Source organism: Pelotomaculum sp. PtaB.Bin117 (assembly GCF_002067195.1).
GTDB lineage: Bacteria > Bacillota > Desulfotomaculia > Desulfotomaculales > Pelotomaculaceae > Pelotomaculum_D > Pelotomaculum_D terephthalicicum.
Genome location: NZ_MVQM01000160.1, coordinates 1 through 19,723 on the forward strand (window position 1 = coordinate 1; position 19,723 = coordinate 19,723).

Genomic DNA, 19,723 nt, shown 5'->3' on the forward strand with positions numbered 1-19,723 from the left:
CCAGATCTCCCCAGGCAAAGGGGCGCGTTGAGCGTCTCTGGGAAACTCTCCAGTCCAGACTTCCAGTTGAATTTAGAATCGCTGGAATCAATACTATTGACCAAGCCAACGAGTTCCTCACGGATTACATCCCTGAATTCAACAGGATGCGCAACGGGATCATCCCCCAACTTGTAAACCGCTTCAATACACCCTTTCATTCGGCGGTTTTGAATCATCACATCAAAGCCGCCGTTTTCCTTTACCCTTCTCTGCTTTTTTTTGGTTTGCCAGCTTGGTTCTCTTGGAGATGAAAAAATAATGAAGAATAAGCTGAAAGTCTATCGCGCCATGCATGACCTGACCCAGGAGGAACTGGCAAATAAACTGGGCGTTACGCGGGCCACCATTAACGCCATTGAAAAAGGGAGGTACGACCCCTCCCTTAGACTGGCCTTCAAAATAGCACGTTTTTTTGAAGTTACTATTGAAACTATTTTTATTGAAGAAAATCTATAGGGTATTGCTAAACGGTTTGGGCGGATAACCTTTGCGATCTTGTTTTCTTTAGCTATCACATAAACGGACGCTTTAATATTTTCAAAGACTACTGAAATAGTCTTGACATGTGTAGACTATCGCGGTAGTATTGAATTGTGGGAAAACTATTGCAATAGTCCATAAAGGAGATGTACGCATGGGAATAAAACTTTTCGATTCCGAACTAAAGGTGATGGATGTCTTATGGAAGGGAGGGCCTTTAACCGCCAAGCGGCTTACCGAAATCCTCAAAGAACAGGTGGGATGGAACAAGAACACCACCTACACTGTGATTAAAAAATGTATCGCCAAGGGGGCCATAGAACGGCTGGAACCCAATTTCTTGTGCCGGGCTGTCATCTCAAAGGAACAGGTGCAGGAACAGGAAACCACGGAACTGATCAACAAGGTATTTGACGGCTCTGCCGATTTACTTTTCGCTTCTCTTCTGAACAGGAAACCCCTGTCTGTTGAAGAAATCGAAAGGCTGAAGCAGCTTGTCAATAATTTGAGATGAGGCGGCGAATATGGATATTTTAAAAATGAGTCTTTTGGGGGCTGTCCTCATTGGCGCCGTTGTTATCGTCCGCGCGCTTACCCTGCACAAACTGCCGAAAAAGACGTTTCTTGTTCTGTGGGGCGTAGCGATTTGCCGCTTGCTTATTCCCTTTTCCATTCCGTCGCGTTTCAGCTTTTACACGGGTATCGACATGCTGAAACGGGCAGTTGCGGAAACGACGGCTTTCACCGCTCCTGTAAAAACGACGGGCATCCCCAATATGGGCGCTGCTCCCGATCTAGAGCATACCATTGGGATTGGCGCGTCAGTCGCATCCGTTTCGCCCGTTACGGTCATTTGGCTGGCTGGCATGTGCGCCTGTGCCTTGTTTTTCATCGTGGCCTATATCAAATGCCGCCGGGAATTTCAAACCGCCCTGCCAGTCACGAATAACTTTGCAGCCCTTTGGCTGCGGGAACATCCGATGCGGCGGACTGTCCAAATAAAGCAATCCGATAAAATCAAAGCGCCGCTGACTTATGGGATCTTCAGACCCGTGGTGTTGCTGCCCAAAACAACAGACTGGACGGACGAAACAAGGCTGCGGCATATCCTTACCCATGAATTTGTGCATATCAGGCGGTTTGACGCGCTGACCAAGCTATTGCTGGCATCCGCTTTATGCATTCACTGGTTCAACCCTCTGGTGTGGGTAATGTATGTGCTGGCAAACCGTGACCTTGAGCTGTCCTGCGATGAAACCGTGGTGCAGACGTTCGGGGAAACCATGAAATCAGCTTACGCTATGACGCTCATCGGCCTGGAGGAAAGGAAGAACAGGCTAACCCCCTTGTGTAACAATTTCAGCCAAAACACTATTGAAGAAAGGATTGTGTCGATTATGAAAATGAAAAAAACTTCCCTGATCGGAATGATACTGGCCCTTGCTTTGGTTATTGGCGTGCCCGCTGTATTTGCTACCTCTGCCAATACGGCAGGACAAACGGATGACCAGGACCCTTCCGTTCGTCGGCTTGTGCTCCTTAGAGCTGCTAATATAGATTTCCAAACCGCCATGTGTGAGCAACCCGCAATGTCAATATTTGATCAAGCAACTGGGAAAGACAGGATCAGTTGGGACGGAGGAAAAACTTGGATGACCGTGGAATGGTATAGCTATGACGAATACAAAACATGGCTGGAACAGGAAAAGGAAAAACTGCAAGCGGTTGTAGATTACGAACAGTCCTTAACCGGCGAAAAGGGCCGGCCGGTCTCTGGCGACCGGTTTGTGTGGAACCAGGGATTAATGGATGAGGTCGTCCGTCAGGAAGAACGGGTTTTGCGGGATATTAAAAACGGAGCGCTGGTCACAAAGTCAATTGATGGGCGCGCTGTTGATGCGAGCATGCTGGACGATGACGATGATGTTATGATGACATTTGCAATCGAAAACAGCGGTTTCAAACGCACCTGGTGAGTTATAGCTGATTAGGCTATCTGTTTGGGTGGACGGCTTATTTCCTGAACATTTATATTGGAGGTTGATATTTTTATTCTTGCAGCACTACCATGATTTACTTTTTGAACAACAGGAGACCTTTTTTCGGCGGTAGATAATCGTACGCGTAGTAAGCTAGCTAATGCCAAACGGCGGTTTTGAAATCACAATCAAAGCCGCCGTTTCCTTAACTGTTGGATGTGAATTGTATATATCATTTCATCATATAATTTACCGCTTTATTTACTGTCACTCCAAAACGCTGACCTCCACTGAAACAATTTATACCTTCCATTTATTGTAGATTACTCATCCTTCTCTTTATAAGACAAGAAGATGAGGTTTTTGCAACAGGTTTTGCAAAAAAATCTTTAAATAATTGTCATCATTCCTTTACGTTCTTTTACGGCTTTTGTTCTCCTAAAATAAGTTGATAAAACGGTTTTCTGGTTTGCGCTAACATAATAGAAGCAATGATGGTTTCAAATATTCAAAGCAACTGTACATTAAAGTAAGTACATGGGACGAAATAATAACCATGTCTTAAGATGCTGATAGAACAGTCAGTTTTCAATGAAATTGGTTATAGTTTGTCTTGTCATTTGTCCGTCTGAGGCGGCTTCGCCTTCTCCCGTCCGGTAAGTGAAGATTTCAATATGGGCAGTGTCGCTTTCCATTGCGCTCATGACGACTTTAAAAGTATGGTTGGCGTAAGCTTCCCGCGGTGTATAGATAAACCTGTAACCGCCCAACGCGCCGGCTATCCAATCCATCGGCTCTCCCGTCGTCACATTGATGATGGCCCAGTTGACCTTGGGCATTTTGTCGGTGGTTTCCTTGATGTCTATGGCCAGGCTTTCACCGCTGCCAATCACAAAGCTGTCTCCCAGCTGTGCGCCCTGATAGCCGTCGATGTTTTTCGGTATGACCGTTTTTTGATTGAAGACATCAGTGATCTTATCCTTTTTATCAAGCTTGGTCAGTATTTTCATACCTACAAAATCTCCGTTTCGCCTGCTAAATTCAACGGGTTTGAAATTTTCCGGCGTGACCACCTCGTTGATGACATAGGCGCCGCGGCTGATCAGCTCGTTGATTTGATGATGATCTGATTGAGTATCTGCTGGTATTAAGATGGTGGGACTGGTCCGCGGAAAAAATTTTCAATCATCTTGAGATATTGTGCAGCGGAGATCTGACAAAAATTAAAGATATTAACAACTCTGCGAAATGAGCATAATGGGTTCATCCGGTGAGGCAACACCTGAAAATTGCAAATAAAAGCAGGAGCATGACGGCCACAAATGGCTATCATGCTTCCCTAACCTTTGGGCTGTTTTCAGCGCTTTTTTGCATGAGGCCGCAGCCAAGCATTAAGGACAACACAGGCCGGGGGACGGTAAGCTCCCGAATGTGCGATGCTGCAAGCGGAATATAACGTTTTGCCAAAGAGAAAGAAACAATACGATGTTATTAAGGTCAATGTAGACAAAATATTGGACGTGACAGAGCGGGTCCGGGATCCGGAAGAAGATAAAGTTTGACCTATCCGAATTTCAGGCGATTTTGCCGGAACGCGCCATACTCAAAAAACATCGTGAAAAACTTGGATTGACCCAGCAACAGGTAGCGGATATAGCCTCAATCAATATCCGTCAGTATCAGCGTTTTGAATCGGGGGAACGGCGAATAAGCGGGACATCTTTTCGTATCGGCGCGGCGATAGCTGATATTTTGGAACTGGACGTGCATGAGCTGGTTTACAATCATACAGTGGAAGCATACCTGAAAGAGAAAAAAGAAATGGAACGCCTGAAAAATCAGAGCGAGGAGGAATAACCGTGGGAGTATTAGTGGCATTTGGTTTTGAGTTGATTATCGGCGCGGCGCTTGCAATCATTCTTTCGATAATCGGCCTGTTCTTTGGACACATTATCTTGTTTGACAGCATTGCGCTGGCTATCGCGTCCGGCTTTGCGGCAAACGGCATTTTGCATATCCATCCTGCCCTTTCAATCGTCATCGGTATGGTGGTTTTAGTGGCGTTGTACTGGCTACAAAACACAAAGGTAGACCCAAAAAGAATTAGCGGAACAATTGGGGGTTACAGATAAAGCTGTGTCAAAATGGGAACGCGGATTAAGTTGCCCCGACATCTCGCTATTGTCAAAACTCTCTCATATATTAGGGGTAACAACAAGTGAATTGTTAAACGGTGAAAAAGCGGAGCCATCTGCTCCGGAGGTAGATGCTATGGTTGAAGCAACACTTCAATATGCTGATACCGCGACAAAAAGTGTAATCGCTAAAAACGCAGGATGGAAATATGTAGCCATAGTGTCTGTAGTCTTTCTATTGAGCGTTCTTATTTTAATTGCCTGCATTTCGGCTATTGATGGAGGCTTGGCATGGCATCTTCTACCTTTAAGGATAACAGTGTTTATTTGGCTGGCCGTGATGTTGGGAGTATTTGTTATGGGAAAAAATAAGATAGCTTCTTTATTGCTCTGTGTATTTTTTATTTATATAATAACATTTTATTATTCTTCTTTGAATCAAGCTACGACAAGAGATATCAGCGCCTATGGAGTATTTAATGGATTTCAGAATGCCTACCTTCCTCACTACACGATCATTTTAGTCGTGTTTATCGTTTCTATCGCAGTGGTGGTAATTTCATTCTGGATTCAAAACAGAAAAATTTCTGATGATAAGGTTTTTCTTCTTGTAGCAAATATAACCATTATGATATTATCTGAACTTACCTTGCAGTCAATGGTGGATTATGTTGATAGCAACGGTCTGGGCATAAATCCAAAATTTACAATTCTTTCAATACTAACGTTCTTGATGAATTGCGTTTCGCTGGCCATGTTGGCAAAACGTCACAAAAGGCAGATTGGCCTGATTTAAGTGGAGCAGTAGTTCCTGTAGCTCTGCAATACCATCGGGGTCAAGCCCGTTAACAGGTTCGTCTAAAATGAGAATATCCGGATTCTCCGGCAGTGCCATTTCCAGTTTTAATCTTTGCGTCGTGCCCTGTAAGAAATCTCTTACCAATTTGTTTCTGCAATCCTCTAATCCAACAGTTTTCAGGATTTATTTAATCCGGCTGTCATCGCGCATTCCCAGCAGGAAGGCTCGCGCCCAGCTTTTCCGCTATTCGCTGAAAACGCGGTTCACCTGTGAGTGCTGAAAACGCAGGATTATTTATTACCGCGTTGGCCATGCTTTGTTTGATGGTTTTTTCATCGCGCGGCGGCGCTGTACCTAAATCAAATTCAGCCAGCCAATCATCCAATAAGTTGAAAAAGTCATCCCCATGCAAACGAAGCGGATAGATGTTTCCCGTGACAAGCTCCCCATATTGCCCAAGCATATCCAGCGCCTTATCGTTATTTCCCTGTGCGGCATACCCTTGTGCGGCAGAGAGATAGAGGTTTGCGAGAACGCCGGGATGCAGCCGCTTCATGTCAAAGGCTTCCGCTATCGCGGATACCCGGCGGAACGCTTCTTCATAGCGTTCCGGCTCGTTCCCATAGAGCGCAAAATAAGAGGTGAAAAGCCCGAACAAAGAGACAATATGCTGATATACTCCGGCTTGCAGGGCGGCTTTCGCATTTTCAGTTTTGCCCGCCATTTGGTAGGCGGCGATCAGCAGCGTTTCCGTGTATAAGGACGGTGCATTTGTCCCTTCCAGCAGCTCCAGCGCCGCATTGGCATCTCCAAGAGCCATGCAGCAGCTTGCTTCCGTATATAGCGCCTGCTTGGCCAGTTCAACATCCTCGCTTTCCTTTGTAACGCGGGCAAAAAGCTCCTTTGCCTCCTTTATCAAGGATGCCGTCTTCTCCATATCCCCCGCAAGCGCACTATGGTTTAATATCAGCAAGCCCATTTGCAGAAGCAGAGGAAAGCAGGCAAAGTATTTCTTAATAATCTCATGGCAATGGTTCATCACTTCGTCAAACGGTTCGGATGCAAAGTCAGCCGATAATTTGTGGTAAAGTTTGCGAATATTCTCTTTCGTCATCTGCGGTTTGTAGTCCATCAGATCATCAATGCTGATATTGAAATATGCCGCAAGCTGTGGGAGCAAAGCAACGTCAGGATAGCTCTGCCCTGTTTCCCATTTTGAAACGGAAGCCTTGGAAACGCCGATATAATTGGCAAGCTCATCCTGTGTGATACCCTTTTCTTTTCGTTTGTTCACCAGCACATTTGCAATGTTTATCTCTTTCATTAAGATCACCTCTGCTTATATTGTACTTAGTAAATAAAAAAGCACACAATGGATTGGTAGTTGATTTTGGTTGAAAAAATCAACCAGCAGGAAACTTTAGGAGCATCCTACTGTATCAACAGCCAAAAGACAATTACGATGTAGATATTAAAAACTACATTAACTATCTTCACATATCGTTTAGCTTTTGTGAGGTGACTTGTAAAATGATATAGGGTGATATGATAATGCACAACAAGGATAAATACGATTTTTTGGCTTTCAGGCAAGCTGGCAAACCAAAAAAGCAGTCCGGCGCTTAAAATACCTATCCATAATCCTAATTGGTCAAGGGCTATCCAGGGCTCTATAATTGCCTCTATGATTAGGAAATTAAGGAATATAAACGACCAAGAGCCCGATCTACTTTTCAAAATAAGCGGCCACCATTTTAACAAAATCATCCCGCGAAATGTTATTACCTCAAATATTGAGCCTACATTGTTGTACAGAAATTCAGCATAATAGTGTTTGCCTTCTTCATAGATGATTATGTTGTTTGCTGTTATAAAAAATGTGCTTAAATGTATTAGAAATGAATGTTTAGTCCGTCCAGTCCATACAGAAACAGGCAAACCGCACGTTTCGCGGCATCGGCCATCTCATCATCCTGCGATGATATTTTGTCCGGCTGCCCGTCCATATTTTCAGGAAAAAGGATACGATGTACGATTGCCCACGATGCAAGCATACCCATAAAAGCTTGTGATACATTTTGTAATTCTTCAACTGGTCGCAGACCGATATTCTTCAAATGCTCAGAAAGTAGTAATGAACCTTGTTCCACTGCGTTTTTTTTAAAGAGTGCCGATACTTTTCCATTTCTCGTTCCTTCCGCCAGCGTGATCCTGATAAAGTTGAGTGCTATCTCGTCATCAAACATTTTCAAATAGCTGACGGCTATTTTGCCCAGATCGTCTTCCAGCCGGTTAAGGATTTCTTCCTTACTATTTCCATAAAAAGCGTCTGTTTTATTATTGAGCTGATTCAGAATGGTATCCAGAGTGAAAAAAACAGGTGATTTTTCTATAACCGCATCGAATAATTGTTCCTTGCTCGGAAAATAGCTGTATAGTGGCGCTTTTGACTTGCCAATCATATTGGCGACATCCTCCATTGTTGCGGCAGCATATCCTTTTTCACTGAAAACCTCTCTAGCCGCATTGATAATTTCCTGCTCCCTCACTCTTGCCTTGGGTGAAGGAAAGTCAAGGTCAGGCCGCTGTAAGGATTCAAACAACTCTTTTTTATTGGAAAAACAAAGGTAAACGGAAGCCGGGGAAATACCGGCTTCCCGCGCAATGTCGGAGATTGTTGCCCCTTTGAACCCCTTTTCCTCAAAGCAGCGAAGAGCCGCTTTTTGTATATTCTCCCGAGAAACATCCTTTTCACTTTTACTGGCTTGCATTTTATTTTTTTTCATTGCTTTCCTTCTACTTTACAATTAATTTTTTTCTAGTTGTCAGTATCAATAAAACCATGGTGATCACAACAAATATAAATAAATATCCTGTATTTGTCCATAGCAGGCGGCTGTCGTTATAAAGCAGGAAACCGCGGAGGGCCTGCTGCGTATAAGTGATCGGCAGGAAGAATGCAATATCCTGAATTGCCTTTGAATACAGCTTCAGGCTTGCCAGGCTGCCACTGGCAAACCATGTAATGACACCGGTTACCATTGAGGTTGCTGCCGCAGACATGGCAGATTTTTTCGGCTCTATCTTTATACCGCCATTGCTCCCGTGCCTCTGGCCTCCTTTGCCGGAGAGCCGAGCCAGAGCATCGGCATAGCCTTCCTCAAAGGCTATCCGCCGTCTGCCTGGAGGGGGCAATCATCGTTCTGGCCTGCGTCATCTTTTCCGTCTTTGCGGCCGCCCCGCCGGTGGTGGATGCCAGCGCCAGTGCCGTGACGATGGTGTGGAGCTATATCGGGGAGCTGGTTTTCAACATGCTGATCCTGATCGGCGCGGTGAAGATGGCCGACCGGGTGGTGCGGGAGATGATATCTTGATAATCTAAGTGTAAAGGACGTTAGCACTGATGTTTAGCGGATTTTAACGCGAAGAACACGGGCTTTTATCGTCCTTTACACTTAGGTCTTTGCTTATCAGGTAGCAGTGCGGTTCGTAAAATTATCTTTTAGTACTTTTCGTTCACAAGTATTGTTCAAGATTCCGTTGAAGATGCTTATATTACAAACTCTATTATTAAAACCGATAAATGCCTCGCCCTCCCAGTGTCCAGTTGTGTCCAAATTTCAACCTTGACAATTGCCATAAATAGGGCTATAATTTCTTGTGCGGCCAAATGTGTCCAAGAAAGGGGGTTAATATATGAAATCAGGCTTGATTGTCAAGCTGATCGAGGCGCACTGTGCAGGCAATGAAGATGCCTTCAAAAAAGCGCTAAAGGATTTGGCGAATGATGAGGAGCGAAAAGGAAATATTTCCTTATCATCCTCTCTTATGAATGCTTATGTATCTGAAAAAAAGACAAATACCTCAATTTCTTCCAGCCCATTATCAGAAATGTCTTTTTCTGTGCAAAGCGTTCTGCCAACTCCTAAAGATAAGGATAGTACACTTGAACTAATTGAGATTCTTCAACCAAAAGTAAGACTGGAAGATGTGGCTCTGCCGGAAAAAACCAAAGAGGCATTGCTTCAAATTATCGAAGAACAAAAGAAAGCGGCTGATTTGCTCTCAAAGGGAATTACGCCAACCAACCGTGTGTTGTTTTGTGGGCCTCCGGGGTGCGGAAAAACACTAACGGCTAACGCTATCGCCGGAGAAATTGATATTCCAGTCGCTTATGTTAGGCTTGATGGCTTAGTGTCTTCATGTTTAGGTCAAACAGGAACAAACATTAGAAAAATCTTTGAGTTTGTAAAAAACAAACGGATTATGCTTTTCCTTGATGAATTTGACGCTATTGCAAAAAAACGGGATGATCCGCATGAGTTGGGCGAATTAAAAAGGGTTGTTACAACTTTACTCCAGAATATGGATTCCATGCCAGGGAACGTCTTCCTTGTGGCCGCTACCAACCATCATCATCTCCTTGATCCAGCCATCTGGAGAAGATTTAATACATCCATATTACTGGAATTGCCAAACGCCCAACAACGTGAAGTAATTATCAACCGGTTTTTGGCTGACACCTTAAACGAGTATAAAGTGGATGTAAAAACGCTTATTATTTTGACAGAAGGAATGAGTGGTGCACAAGTTTGCAATTTTTTACAGGCATTGGCGAAATATTGCGTTATGCAACATAAGAAAAAAAACGTTACAAAGGAGGACATCGCGAGTGTTTGGGTTAAACAATCTACCCTTTTTATTAATGAGGATAGTGATGCTTACACCCATGCCTTGTACAAGTTAAATAAAAGTGGAGTACCAATTCGAACACTCGAAGAAATAACCGGGATTTCAAAGTCTACCTTAAGCTATCGTTTTAGTAAGGAGGAGAAACCTGATGAACAAGGAGCAGAAAAGCCATATAATTTATCTCCTCTAGCTTCCTTCGGTTGTACGTTACTTGACAATATAGGTGTACGGTGCTACAAGCCATATGAATAATTATTTGGTGAGATCCTTGGGGTAGAATAAATAAAGAACTCCTTAATAACACCTCTATTCATAATTTCAAATTTTAATGGCTATATACTTGAACAGGCTGGGAAAGAAATAGGTATCTGAACTTTCATCAATCTCGCTAGCTCATCGTTTCAGACTTATCCTCTGCAAGCCATCTGCAGCAGGGATATACTTTCAGCTAAAAAGTCCCATCCGCTTGAACATAAACCGCACTCCTGGCACTCCTAGATAATTTGTTTCGTTGCCCCTTTTGTAAGTTATTTTCCATCCCTTTTTTCTCCACTAACGCGTTAGATTTTCAATTTAATAACATAAACAGCTACTTAGGTAGCCCGCCAAACGGGCAGGCCCCATCCCTTAAAAGAAACTTTATTTTCCTAAACAGACTGTGGGCAAAAACGATTTAACCCAACCAAACCGGCTGTACCGGAAATTGTCGTCCCAAAATAAATTACAGGCTTCTTAATTTGAAGAAAATCAGTAATTGATCCGTTACAGACTGTACTTCCTGTAACCAAAAACAAATCAGCCCAGTCTTCAACTTCTGCAATTGCACATATTCCATTTTCAATTACTGTTCCGAACTTTTGTTTACCGATATTGTCCTCATCCAAATCAAAAATCCGTAAAGGAAATTTCTTGGCCAGAACTTCTGCCATGGCAGGCTGCAATCCGAACAGGGCGATTTTGGGTTTTCCGTATTCTTTTTCAATCATTTCCGCAAGTTCCAAGCTGCATTTTTTAGGTCCATCATCTTTACAGTGAACCGTACGATCGGCCATATTTAATTCCCGAAGAACTGCATTCAATCCGGAAATAAAGACTGCACGCTCATAATTTGTTTTCAGCCGCATCGTCGTTAAATCCTTTAATTTACCGTTAAAACCATTTGCCATATCGGTAAATGCCTGTCCGTAAGAACTGCCGAGGCAAGCCTGCATCATTTTCTCTTTTCCCTTTTGAATAGGGAAATCTTTTCTTTCCGGGTCCCCGATAGCCTCCTGGGGTGTAAGCACCGAACATGTAATGACTATATTTTGTTCATTGAGATCATTCTTATCGACCAGTTCTTTAAAAGTTTCTTGAATCTTGAGCAAGTAAGCATTTTCTTCCATAACCGGCTCCTCACTTATTACAATTTTATTCATGCCTGCCTCATTCGTCATGATGCTGGTGTTCATGGCAAACAGACCCTGTCGATTTGAGGTTGCCCTGCAGATATTGCTCTACAGCGGTTTTGGCTTCCCCTCTGGCGCCCGTTATTACCTCAATGCCTTTTTCATTGAATATATCAATTGCTCCGCCCCCCATGCCGCCTGAAATGATCACTTTAACTCCCATATCGTTTAAAAAGTTCGGCAAAAATCCTGGCCTGTGTCCGGGGTTCGGTACGGTTTCACTCTTATGGATTGAAATACCGTTAGCGGTACATCCCCTGTACCGGGCGGCATATCGATAAACATGAAGTCAACATCGCCCCAGATAACTTCCGACCAAAACTGTTTAATTATCGTTCTATTGTTCGTTCAGAAGAGTATTGTGTTGTAAAAACTTTAATTTGCACTCACTAGACTCACTTCCCCTTTATTTGTACTGCTTTAATATTTCTACCATGTTGGTACGCTCCCAGGGCAAATTCAGTTCAGGCCGTCCGAAATGGCCGTAAGCAGCAGTCTGAGTATAAATCGGGCTGCGAAGGTCAAGATACGAGATTATTCTTGCCGGACGCAGATCAAAGCACTCGTTAACGATATCTGCCAGTCTTTGGTCGGAAAATTTACCGGTTCCCTGCGTATCGATATGGATCGAAACCGGATTGGCAACACCTATGGCGTAGGCTACCTCAATCTGACAGCGTTTGGCCAGCCCTGCAGCAACAATATTCTTCGCAATATGGCGCGCCATATAGGCTGCCGACCGGTCGACTTTTGTCGGGTCTTTTCCTGAAAACGCTCCTCCGCCGTGGCTGGCGTAACCGCCATAGGTATCTACGATTATCTTGCGTCCCGTAAGGCCCGAATCCCCTACAGGCCCGCCGATCACAAAACGTCCGGTCGGGTTGACATAAATATGGGTATCCTTGTCCAGATATTTTTTCGGGATAACAGGCTTAACCACTGTTTCAATGAGTGCTTCCCGCAGAGTGTCTGACGAAACATCCGGGTTATGCTGAGCTGATACCACGATCGCCGCACACCGCAAGATGTTACCGTTGTCGCCATATTCTACTGTTACCTGCGTCTTGCCGTCCGGCCGGAGCCAATGAAGCTCACCACTTTTGCGTACCGCGGCTAAACGCTGCGCCAACTTATGGGCCAGAGAAATTGGTGCGGGCATGAGTTCCGGCGTTTCATCACAGGCGAAACCAAACATCATTCCTTGGTCGCCTGCGCCAATATAATCCGCCTCATCCGTCTTTGATTCCTTGGATTCATATGAACGGTTAACACCCATAGCAATATCCGGACTTTGCTCGTCGATCGAGGTAAGCACTGCACAAGCCTTGTAGTCAAAACCATATTCAGGATTGTCATAACCTATATTTTGCACAGTTTGGCGTACAATAGACGGAATATCAACATAGCATGAAGCCGTTATCTCGCCGGTAACAAGTACCATCCCTGTTGTGGTTACACACTCGCAAGCTACCCGGGCATTTTTGTCTTGTCCTAAAATATTGTCTAAAACGGCATCCGATATCTGATCGCATAATTTGTCCGGATGGCCTTCCGTCACCGATTCCGATGTAAATATTCTATTTTTCATTTTCTCTTTCCTCTCCATTTGCTGCGTTCCAACACACAAAGAATTGTAGGAATGCTGATTTTCACTATTCTAAGAAAAGCTGAACATTGTCTTTGGTCTTTACTCTTCCGCCGCTGATTACTCTGCCAAAACGTCCCTCTCTGCTGACAATATAATTCCTGCCGGTTTCTTTTAGCTCTTCTTTTCCTATGTAAATTATTTGTATTAGGGCTTCCCCAATTTTCAGTCTTTTATTAACCGCTAAATCTTCCAGGGGAATTCCGGAAATGACAATATTTTCAGAGAATCCGCCCTGCAAAACTTCATCCTTTTTATCTGCTGGAACTTTTTCCAAAGCTTCAATTGGGAAAATACTAACCTGTCTGTCCCAGTCACCACCGTGTGCGTCTCCCTCCAAACCCCATCCCTCAATGAGTTTTACACTGTCCACTTTGGTTTTTTCGATTCCTCTAACCTTACCAACATAAATAGACAATACCTTGCCCATCTTATCACTCCTGAATTTTAAAACGTCGACATTCATATTTTTCTAATTATATGCTTCCATAATACTTCTATCTTCTTGCAGCAAGTGCTCTATTTGCTGTTTATTCAGCTTCTTCCAAAAAGACAGCTTTTGGTGAGCATTGTAGTATTTTAAGGGAATCGGATGAGTGCCCAGTACAACGGGAATATTATAGTAACTCTCAATAAACTCCTTAAAATGACCGAATCTCGGACACGGAGGATATCCAACAATCATTCCCGTCGCTAAATGAATCACTTCGGCAGCGTTTTTTATCATTTCCTGCGGAACGTATTCAATATTGCCGCCAGGACATCCTCCGCAAAAGGATATGTATCAAGGCAAAATTTGCTTTACCGCTTTACTCTTACCGACATCTTTTCTCCATACTTGATAAGTTGCCGCATTCCTGCGCTTTGGCATATAGCCGTAAGAATACTTTCTCTGTTGGCCGGCAACCATCTTGTTCCCGACAGCATACTCACTCCGGTCCCGATAAAGGCCTCAGGGTATAAGGGCGTACTGGACCCAACCATAACCACATCACGAGCCTTGGTGCAATAAGCCAAAAGGGGCTCCAATGTTCCGTTTAACAGCGATGAACTGCTTATAAATACCACCTGGCAGTCCGGCAGGAGTTCGGGTTGGGAACTCTCCGGATAAACCTGCTCCGGAATATCCATGCCCCGCTCAAAGATATAAAGTTTTTCCATTTTGCCTTTCAATCTGGAAATAACAGGCCCAATGTGACCGATTATGCCAACGGTATCCGTAGGTTGAACTTCGATGGAAAATACCGCGTCCACACCGGAAGTATTGTTAAGCAGTTCCAATTTATCAAATTCAGCGACAGAATTTAAGACCGCCAAGCCCATGGAGGAAGCTATCACATTTTTACCTTTTAAAGCCCATCCGGCAATTTCCTCGGCAGGCTTGCCCACGAGACTTCCCGCCTGGGGAAGCGCGGAACAGGCATGTCCTATTTCCTTTCTCAATACATAAGTAACGCCGATTGAACTGTCATCAAGCTCAACAGCCATTAATTCGAGTCCGATCCTGACCTCTTTGATTTTTTTGCCGCTAACTCTGGGCAGAGCCAATTCATAAACACGCTCTAAAATCATGCCAACCCTCCTGCTCTTTTAAGATTTCTAAATCAGATAAATTTTTCTTACAACTTGTCAGTAAGAATTATCGAAAGGTTATGAGCTATTGCCCATATCTAGCAACGATAAAATAATAACACTGTTTTGGGCATATGTAAACAACCTGTCTACCTTTATTAACTTCAAGAAATTAAAAAACGGAACATTTCAATTTTTTCTAACAAAATAATTTTTGTCGAATATACGCTTTATAAGGACAGAACGTTTGCATCCGGTGGAAGAGACCCGCATATATGGCTTTCCCCCAAAAGAGTTAAGGTGATGATTGAAGCAATAGCCTGTGAGATGTGCAAGCTTGACGAAGCGAATAAGGACATATACACAAAAAACGCCGAGGCGTACATCAACCAGCTTGATGAGCTTGATAAACAAATATCATCGGTTCTTGATAACGTAAAAAGTAAAAAGTTTATTGTCTATCACCCGGCTTTCGGGTATTTTGCCGAGGAAATCGAAGGAAAGGCTGTACGGCTTTTACCCTTAGCCGCTGATTGCATAGGGAATCTTAAGAAAATGGCGGAAACAATGACGGAGGCAATGCAATGAGCAAAACAGCGGTCACCGTTATTGTTCATTGCGGAGGCTGTATGCTGAACCGGCGGGAAATGCAATACCGCGTTGAGAAAGCGCGTGAGCAGGACGTCTATATCACGAATTACGGCATGCTGATTGCATATGTAATGGGCATTCTGCCAAGGGCGCTTAAGTTCTTCCCCGCCGCAAACCTTGCCTTGGAGAAAAATGGTTTGGGGTAAAAAGTTTATTTAATCCGGGTAGATATCATTGAAAGAGAGCTTGTGGTGTTATAGCTCTCTTTCTTTGTATTAAATTATCTTAATTTTACATATAGTTATTGACATATGCTCATAACCGAGTTATCATGATTATGAGCATATGTCAATAACTATTTCAAAAACAAACTACATTGAAGAGGAGATAATTTTTATGTCAGCTTCAGTAAACCAGGAAAAATGTATTGGCTGCGGCCGATGCGAGGATGTGTGCCCTGTAGGGGCAATAAAACTTGAAGATGGTAAGGCAGTCATCAGTGACGAATGTGTTGAATGCGATGCATGTGTTGGAGAATGTCCAAACGAAGCAATAAGTTTATAGATTTTTAAAGGAGGTTTTATTATGCCTGGAAAAGATGGAACCGGCCCGTTTGGACAAGGGCCTGTGGCGGGAAGAGGAGCAGGACGGAGAGGACAGCGAGGAGCAATAGGTGCAGGTTCGACAGGATATTGCGTCTGTCCGAAATGCGGAGAAAAAACCATGCATGCGATCGGCGTTCCCTGCACTTCTGTGAAATGCCCTAAGTGCGGAACATCTATGATAAGAGGCACTTAAAAGAAAAATGATGAGAAGCAGCCATATTGGGAAAATGACTCCTTCTAAAGAGGATTATTTGAAAGTTATGCTGGAGCTATCTGATGATGCGGGCATACATTCAAGCGATATTGCGAATGCGCTTGGAATTTCACGTGCCAGCGTGAGCTGTATGATGAATGTTCTCAAGGACGAGGGATACGTCACAAAGGAGAAGTATGGCACCGTTACTCTGACGGAAAACGGGCGCAATGTAGCAGCTAATATAAAAAGAAGGTATGATTCGCTCAAAGCTTTTCTCAACAATGTTCTTGGCGTTGAAGCTGCGACGGCCGCCAGGGATGCCTGCCGCATAGAACATTTAATTAGTCCTGAAACCGCAGATAAGATTGATCAGCAGCTTGAAAAGATGTATGAATTGCAAAAAAGACATTTCTAATAACAGACATTTGCGAATAATATGGGATTTTAATGCTTTTGGAGGTGAAAAATGTGCCAAGAGGTAATGGAACCGGTCCTATAGGAATGGGGCCGTTGACGGGACGGGGCGCGGGCTTCTGCGCAGGTTTCAAAATTCCCGGATTTGTGAATCTGAACTTTGGCCGTGGTATGGGGCTTGGAAGGGGCCGAGGGTTCAGACGGATGTCTTGGCTTGCGAGACTGCTGCCCGGATGCGGATACCTTGCTTACCGGTGGGCAAACCGTAATAGGATACCTAAATGACAAAGACGTTAATTGAGAGGAGGTGAAAATTATGCCAAGAGGAGACGGAACAGGCCCGATGAGAATGGGACGGATGACTGGACGGGGCGCAGGTTTTTGCGCAGGCTTTGCAGCTCCCGGTTATGCAAATCCGGTCGGTTTTAGATGCGGATTCGGAGGAGGACGCGGCTTCCGCAGGATGTTCTATGCAACCGGTCTGCCGGGATGGGCACGCTTAGGCTATCCCGCATACGCTGGGACATATGAACCTGCTTTAGGTGAAAAGGAGCTTTTAAGCCGGCAGGCGGAGTTTTTAGAAAGCCAGCTCGAACAGGTTAAAAAGCGTCTTTCAGGTTTTAACGAAGACGCTGAATAGCCCCATATTCATGAGAAGAAGGCAGGTGAAATTTCCTGCCTTCTTCTCATAAATTATTTTTCAGGCAAAGGAAGATATATATGGCGTTGCGGAACATTATGAACTATCAGACCGATGATATATTGCGGAAAAAAGCAAGAACAGTTGAAAAAATTGACAATAGGATACTGACATTGCTTAAAGATATGGCTGAAACCATGTATAATGCAAACGGAGCCGGGTTGGCGGCTCCCAGAAAAAGGCTTATTTATTGATCCCTACCCGCCCACCGGCGGAAAACAGCATAAAAAGGTCTTCAAGAGACAGCCTTGTCAATGCCGCAGAAATTATTCGCAGCATATCCGGAGCGCATGTTGAATGCATAACCGGCGATGAAAAAGGGGAAGGATTCTTCTTTAGCGAGGATATTGTCAATGATCTTTTAAGTATTACATCTGTACACCCGGTTCGAGAGGATATTGTTGACGAAATGCTCAAAAAAAGGAATGTAGATAAAACAGTGATAGACGATCTGCTAAAACGGGATATGATTGTTGAGTCTTTGTTTGAAGGGAAAAAGTTTTACAGAAAAAATATAAAAAAGAAGTTTTGATTTTTTAGAGGAGTGAATCGATTTGCTTAACCAGGTCTATCATTTGCTTAAGGAATGCAATTTGAGGAGTACGCCTCAAAGAAAAGCTATCCTTGAGATTTTATACAATTACAAAGGCCATCATCTTAAAGCTGAAAATATTTATGGGCTTCTTAGAACAAAAGATAATAACAAAAGGCTAGGACTGGCGACGGTATATCGTACTATGGAATTATTTGAAAAGATTGGTATAGTATCAAGATTGTCGATGGAAAACTCATCAGCACGGTACGAATTGGTAATGTATGATGAATTAATGCACCATCATTTAATTTGTTTAAAATGCGGACAGTTGGAGGAATTAGATGATAGAATAACTGAAGAATTCAAAAAACGGATTTTAGAAGACAAAGGATTTGAAGTTGCTGATAAATCAATGAAAATATTTGGATACTGCAGCAGTTGTAAAAGGTAATTAGTCTATAGCTCTTTTATTATGGGCGTTTGCGTTTGCGGGTTATATTTGGTTGTTGATATATGCCCGTAATGCTTGTAAACTTGATCGTATATATTTATGTTTAAGATAGACTGTTGAATGAGCAAGATTATTTGAAAATCAGCATACAGGGGGAATTTGTTATGAAAGTCGGATTATCAGGTGTATGCGAACGGAGGATATGTGCCCAGGTAGCACAGATTTTAAAGTAATGAGAGAAAAGAAATGTGCGTTTGAGGGCGTTGAGGGAGAGATTGAAGTAATGGGTTTCTCTACATGCGGCGGTTGTCCAGGTAAAAAAGCCGTAACGAGAGCTGCCGAAATGGTAAAACGGGGTGCCGACACGATTGTGCTGGCATCGTGTATTACAAAAGGTAACCCGATAGGGTTTGCATGCCCTCATGTGCAAGCAATGAAGATGCTATTTCAAAAAAATTGGGAGACTCTGTGAGAATGATTGACTACACTCATTGACAATAGCAATATAATAAATGTGCTGGTTTATTGAACTATTATAAAATCTCAACCAGATAACGGACGGTGATATGATTGGCAAGACCCACCAAATGGAGAAAAATTGAGAATATTCCCACTATCCCCTACTTCATCCCATCGGATAAAGATGTTGCAGAGGTGCCTGAAAATATATTGAAGCTTGAAGAACTGGAAGCCATACGGTTAAAAGACCTGGAGGGGCTTGAGCAGGGCGAATGCGCCGAAAAGATGGAGGTATCCCGCCCCACCTTTCAGCGAATCCTTCTGTCTGCAAGAGAAAAAATTGCCGACAGTCTGGTGAACGGAAAGGTTATTCATATAGAGGGAGGCAATTTCACCCGGAATATCTGCCCGGTGAGATGTCTGGATTGCGGCAAGGAATGGATAGAAAGCTTTGAAAATCTTGAATCCATGAAAAATGGAAGATATTCATGCCCTACCTGCAGCTCAACTAAGGTTATCTGTGGACAAAACTGCAAAGGAAAGTTTGGTCGAAGAAACTGTTGGCGGCATGGCTGGAGGAATGAATAAAATCAAACAAGAATGTTGTCAAGGTCAAAGAGACATTATAGTCTTTTTGGCCTATTTTTTTATTTATCTTTGTTTTGAGTTGAGATATGTTTTAAACGCTGACGGAAAGAGCTGTCGAGAGGTTGGCATCCCCTGGTCGCTTGATGATTATCTTTATAAAAAGCAATATTAGTGTGTACAATTACTTGTGAGATTATTCCATTTACACGGAAGCCGTGACACTCCCGTATTGAAAATAAAATAAGCTGCAACATTATATCGCTTTTAGTTCGTTTAATTTCACGATTCTTTTTACATTCACCACAAAGGCCGTGAAATAGGTTTGTAATCGCATAGCGACAAGGCCCACGGTATCTGCTCTATCAAGACCGTGGGCCACTTTCATTTCACCG

General features: G+C 43.4%; 25 protein-coding genes and 7 pseudogenes. 21 read left to right on the forward strand and 11 right to left on the reverse strand.

Features of this window, described 5'->3' with window-relative positions; all coding sequences use genetic code 11:
* The 4 genes and pseudogenes from A4E54_RS11775 to A4E54_RS11790 all read left to right on the forward strand — a co-directional run.
* Nucleotides 1-146 (forward strand): annotated as a pseudogene (locus A4E54_RS11775) (ISNCY family transposase); the annotation flags it as partial.
* A gap of 154 nt (nt 147-300) precedes the next feature.
* Complete coding sequence (locus A4E54_RS11780; RefSeq protein ID WP_240083914.1) at nt 301-498, forward strand: helix-turn-helix transcriptional regulator; 198 nt, start codon at nt 301-303, stop codon at nt 496-498.
* A gap of 178 nt (nt 499-676) precedes the next feature.
* A complete protein-coding gene (locus A4E54_RS11785) occupies nt 677-1,036 on the forward strand; it encodes a BlaI/MecI/CopY family transcriptional regulator (protein ID WP_240083913.1) in 360 nt (119 codons plus the stop codon).
* A 10-nt stretch (nt 1,037-1,046) separates the two neighbouring features.
* On the forward strand, nt 1,047-2,498 hold the full coding sequence (locus A4E54_RS11790; protein ID WP_240083912.1) for a M56 family metallopeptidase: 1,452 nt from the start codon (nt 1,047-1,049) through the stop codon (nt 2,496-2,498).
* A gap of 584 nt (nt 2,499-3,082) precedes the next feature.
* Here A4E54_RS11790 and A4E54_RS11795 read toward each other — a convergent pair.
* On the reverse strand, nt 3,083-3,511 hold the full coding sequence (locus A4E54_RS11795) for a hypothetical protein (protein ID WP_240083911.1): 429 nt from the start codon (nt 3,509-3,511) through the stop codon (nt 3,083-3,085).
* Nucleotides 3,512-3,615: 104 nt separating this feature from the next.
* On the opposite strand from A4E54_RS11795, the pseudogene A4E54_RS11800 reads away from it, so the two are divergent.
* The 4 genes and pseudogenes from A4E54_RS11800 to A4E54_RS11815 form a co-directional block, all read left to right on the forward strand.
* Nucleotides 3,616-3,753 (forward strand): annotated as a pseudogene (locus A4E54_RS11800) (acetyltransferase); the annotation flags it as partial.
* Nucleotides 3,754-4,085: 332 nt separating this feature from the next.
* The gene (locus A4E54_RS11805) at nt 4,086-4,358 is read left to right on the forward strand and encodes a helix-turn-helix domain-containing protein (RefSeq protein ID WP_240083910.1); all 273 of its coding nucleotides are present in this window, start codon (nt 4,086-4,088) and stop codon (nt 4,356-4,358) included.
* A 2-nt stretch (nt 4,359-4,360) separates the two neighbouring features.
* Complete coding sequence (locus tag A4E54_RS11810) at nt 4,361-4,633, forward strand: hypothetical protein (protein ID WP_240083909.1); 273 nt, start codon at nt 4,361-4,363, stop codon at nt 4,631-4,633.
* Between the two features lie 4 nt (nt 4,634-4,637).
* Nucleotides 4,638-5,432: a helix-turn-helix domain-containing protein gene (locus A4E54_RS11815; RefSeq protein ID WP_286726252.1), complete on the forward strand. Its 795-nt coding sequence runs from the start codon at nt 4,638-4,640 to the stop codon at nt 5,430-5,432.
* On the opposite strand, the gene A4E54_RS15795 is transcribed toward A4E54_RS11815, so the two are convergent.
* The 3 genes from A4E54_RS15795 to A4E54_RS11825 all read right to left on the reverse strand — a co-directional run bounded on the left by A4E54_RS15795 (nt 5,358) and on the right by A4E54_RS11825 (nt 8,221).
* Entirely contained in the window at nt 5,358-5,618 is a 261-nt protein-coding gene (locus A4E54_RS15795) for an ATP-binding cassette domain-containing protein (RefSeq protein ID WP_353681839.1), read from the reverse strand. The genes A4E54_RS11815 and A4E54_RS15795 overlap by 75 nt on opposite strands.
* Nucleotides 5,619-5,634: 16 nt before the next feature.
* Complete coding sequence (locus A4E54_RS11820) at nt 5,635-6,759, reverse strand: helix-turn-helix domain-containing protein (RefSeq protein WP_240083907.1); 1,125 nt, start codon at nt 6,757-6,759, stop codon at nt 5,635-5,637.
* Nucleotides 6,760-7,327: 568 nt separating this feature from the next.
* Nucleotides 7,328-8,221, reverse strand: coding sequence for a TetR/AcrR family transcriptional regulator (locus tag A4E54_RS11825; RefSeq protein WP_240083906.1), 894 nt, complete (start codon nt 8,219-8,221; stop codon nt 7,328-7,330).
* A 274-nt stretch (nt 8,222-8,495) separates the two neighbouring features.
* Between A4E54_RS11825 and A4E54_RS11830 the strand changes: the two are divergent.
* Both A4E54_RS11830 and A4E54_RS11835 read left to right on the forward strand, forming a co-directional pair.
* Nucleotides 8,496-8,809: pseudogene (locus tag A4E54_RS11830) on the forward strand (hypothetical protein); the annotation flags it as partial.
* A gap of 322 nt (nt 8,810-9,131) precedes the next feature.
* A complete protein-coding gene (locus A4E54_RS11835; protein ID WP_286726253.1) occupies nt 9,132-10,379 on the forward strand; it encodes an AAA family ATPase in 1,248 nt (415 codons plus the stop codon).
* A gap of 395 nt (nt 10,380-10,774) precedes the next feature.
* Here A4E54_RS11835 and A4E54_RS11840 read toward each other — a convergent pair whose 3' ends face one another.
* From A4E54_RS11840 to A4E54_RS11870, 7 genes and pseudogenes are all read right to left on the reverse strand, one after another.
* A complete protein-coding gene (locus tag A4E54_RS11840) occupies nt 10,775-11,545 on the reverse strand; it encodes a Rossmann-like domain-containing protein (protein ID WP_286726255.1) in 771 nt (256 codons plus the stop codon).
* A 7-nt stretch (nt 11,546-11,552) separates the two neighbouring features.
* Nucleotides 11,553-11,807: pseudogene (locus tag A4E54_RS11845) on the reverse strand (NifB/NifX family molybdenum-iron cluster-binding protein); the annotation flags it as partial.
* Nucleotides 11,795-11,908 (reverse strand): annotated as a pseudogene (locus tag A4E54_RS11850) (P-loop NTPase); the annotation flags it as partial. The pseudogenes A4E54_RS11845 and A4E54_RS11850, both read right to left, overlap by 13 nt.
* Nucleotides 11,909-11,981: 73 nt before the next feature.
* On the reverse strand, nt 11,982-13,163 hold the full coding sequence (metK, locus tag A4E54_RS11855) for a methionine adenosyltransferase (RefSeq protein WP_286726256.1): 1,182 nt from the start codon (nt 13,161-13,163) through the stop codon (nt 11,982-11,984).
* A 64-nt stretch (nt 13,164-13,227) separates the two neighbouring features.
* Nucleotides 13,228-13,650, reverse strand: a complete 423-nt coding sequence (locus A4E54_RS11860; protein ID WP_286726266.1) for an MOSC domain-containing protein — start codon at nt 13,648-13,650, stop codon at nt 13,228-13,230.
* Nucleotides 13,651-13,692: 42 nt separating this feature from the next.
* Complete coding sequence (locus A4E54_RS11865) at nt 13,693-14,001, reverse strand: CGGC domain-containing protein (RefSeq protein ID WP_286726268.1); 309 nt, start codon at nt 13,999-14,001, stop codon at nt 13,693-13,695.
* A gap of 20 nt (nt 14,002-14,021) precedes the next feature.
* The gene (locus A4E54_RS11870) at nt 14,022-14,792 is read right to left on the reverse strand and encodes a DUF364 domain-containing protein (RefSeq protein ID WP_240083900.1); all 771 of its coding nucleotides are present in this window, start codon (nt 14,790-14,792) and stop codon (nt 14,022-14,024) included.
* A 210-nt stretch (nt 14,793-15,002) separates the two neighbouring features.
* On the opposite strand from A4E54_RS11870, the gene A4E54_RS11875 reads away from it, so the two are divergent.
* The 11 genes and pseudogenes from A4E54_RS11875 (at nt 15,003) to A4E54_RS11920 (ending at nt 19,331) form a co-directional block, all read left to right on the forward strand.
* Nucleotides 15,003-15,380 (forward strand): metal ABC transporter substrate-binding protein, encoded by a 378-nt coding sequence (locus A4E54_RS11875; protein WP_286726270.1) that lies wholly within the window; start codon nt 15,003-15,005, stop codon nt 15,378-15,380.
* On the forward strand, nt 15,377-15,589 hold the full coding sequence (locus tag A4E54_RS11880) for a hypothetical protein (protein ID WP_282442341.1): 213 nt from the start codon (nt 15,377-15,379) through the stop codon (nt 15,587-15,589). The genes A4E54_RS11875 and A4E54_RS11880 overlap by 4 nt, the downstream gene beginning before the upstream one ends.
* Before the next feature lie 139 nt (nt 15,590-15,728).
* Entirely contained in the window at nt 15,729-15,947 is a 219-nt protein-coding gene (locus A4E54_RS11885; protein ID WP_240083899.1) for a 4Fe-4S binding protein, read from the forward strand.
* Between the two features lie 241 nt (nt 15,948-16,188).
* Entirely contained in the window at nt 16,189-16,599 is a 411-nt protein-coding gene (locus A4E54_RS11890; protein ID WP_240083898.1) for a metal-dependent transcriptional regulator, read from the forward strand.
* A 32-nt stretch (nt 16,600-16,631) separates the two neighbouring features.
* Entirely contained in the window at nt 16,632-16,883 is a 252-nt protein-coding gene (locus tag A4E54_RS15805; RefSeq protein ID WP_353681838.1) for a DUF5320 domain-containing protein, read from the forward strand.
* Between the two features lie 31 nt (nt 16,884-16,914).
* Nucleotides 16,915-17,238: a DUF5320 domain-containing protein gene (locus A4E54_RS11895; protein WP_240083896.1), complete on the forward strand. Its 324-nt coding sequence runs from the start codon at nt 16,915-16,917 to the stop codon at nt 17,236-17,238.
* An 80-nt stretch (nt 17,239-17,318) separates the two neighbouring features.
* Nucleotides 17,319-17,474 (forward strand): annotated as a pseudogene (locus A4E54_RS11900) (peptide deformylase); the annotation flags it as partial.
* Nucleotides 17,475-17,488: 14 nt separating this feature from the next.
* A complete protein-coding gene (locus A4E54_RS11905) occupies nt 17,489-17,830 on the forward strand; it encodes a hypothetical protein (protein WP_240083895.1) in 342 nt (113 codons plus the stop codon).
* A gap of 22 nt (nt 17,831-17,852) precedes the next feature.
* Nucleotides 17,853-18,284: a Fur family transcriptional regulator gene (locus tag A4E54_RS11910; RefSeq protein WP_240083894.1), complete on the forward strand. Its 432-nt coding sequence runs from the start codon at nt 17,853-17,855 to the stop codon at nt 18,282-18,284.
* A 187-nt stretch (nt 18,285-18,471) separates the two neighbouring features.
* Nucleotides 18,472-18,779: pseudogene (locus tag A4E54_RS11915) on the forward strand (CGGC domain-containing protein).
* Nucleotides 18,780-18,854: 75 nt separating this feature from the next.
* Nucleotides 18,855-19,331 carry a DUF134 domain-containing protein gene (locus A4E54_RS11920; RefSeq protein WP_240083893.1) on the forward strand — a complete coding sequence of 159 codons (477 nt, stop codon included), beginning with the start codon at nt 18,855-18,857 and terminating at the stop codon, nt 19,329-19,331.
* Nucleotides 19,332-19,723: the final 392 nt, after the last annotated feature.

Coding starts and splice junctions, on each gene's coding strand:
- A4E54_RS11780 (WP_240083914.1), top strand. CDS start 301: ATGAAGAATAAGCTGAAAGTCTATCGCGCCATGCATGACCTGACCCAG.
- A4E54_RS11785 (WP_240083913.1), top strand. CDS start 677: ATGGGAATAAAACTTTTCGATTCCGAACTAAAGGTGATGGATGTCTTA.
- A4E54_RS11790 (WP_240083912.1), top strand. CDS start 1,047: ATGGATATTTTAAAAATGAGTCTTTTGGGGGCTGTCCTCATTGGCGCC.
- A4E54_RS11795 (WP_240083911.1), bottom strand. CDS start 3,511: ATGAAAATACTGACCAAGCTTGATAAAAAGGATAAGATCACTGATGTC.
- A4E54_RS11820 (WP_240083907.1), bottom strand. CDS start 6,759: ATGAAAGAGATAAACATTGCAAATGTGCTGGTGAACAAACGAAAAGAA.
- A4E54_RS11825 (WP_240083906.1), bottom strand. CDS start 8,221: ATGAAAAAAAATAAAATGCAAGCCAGTAAAAGTGAAAAGGATGTTTCT.
- A4E54_RS11835 (WP_286726253.1), top strand. CDS start 9,132: ATGAAATCAGGCTTGATTGTCAAGCTGATCGAGGCGCACTGTGCAGGC.
- A4E54_RS11840 (WP_286726255.1), bottom strand. CDS start 11,545: ATGAATAAAATTGTAATAAGTGAGGAGCCGGTTATGGAAGAAAATGCT.
- metK (WP_286726256.1), bottom strand. CDS start 13,163: ATGAAAAATAGAATATTTACATCGGAATCGGTGACGGAAGGCCATCCG.
- A4E54_RS11860 (WP_286726266.1), bottom strand. CDS start 13,650: ATGGGCAAGGTATTGTCTATTTATGTTGGTAAGGTTAGAGGAATCGAA.
- A4E54_RS11870 (WP_240083900.1), bottom strand. CDS start 14,792: ATGATTTTAGAGCGTGTTTATGAATTGGCTCTGCCCAGAGTTAGCGGC.
- A4E54_RS11880 (WP_282442341.1), top strand. CDS start 15,377: ATGAGCAAAACAGCGGTCACCGTTATTGTTCATTGCGGAGGCTGTATG.
- A4E54_RS11885 (WP_240083899.1), top strand. CDS start 15,729: ATGTCAATAACTATTTCAAAAACAAACTACATTGAAGAGGAGATAATT.
- A4E54_RS11890 (WP_240083898.1), top strand. CDS start 16,189: ATGATGAGAAGCAGCCATATTGGGAAAATGACTCCTTCTAAAGAGGAT.
- A4E54_RS15805 (WP_353681838.1), top strand. CDS start 16,632: ATGCTTTTGGAGGTGAAAAATGTGCCAAGAGGTAATGGAACCGGTCCT.
- A4E54_RS11895 (WP_240083896.1), top strand. CDS start 16,915: ATGCCAAGAGGAGACGGAACAGGCCCGATGAGAATGGGACGGATGACT.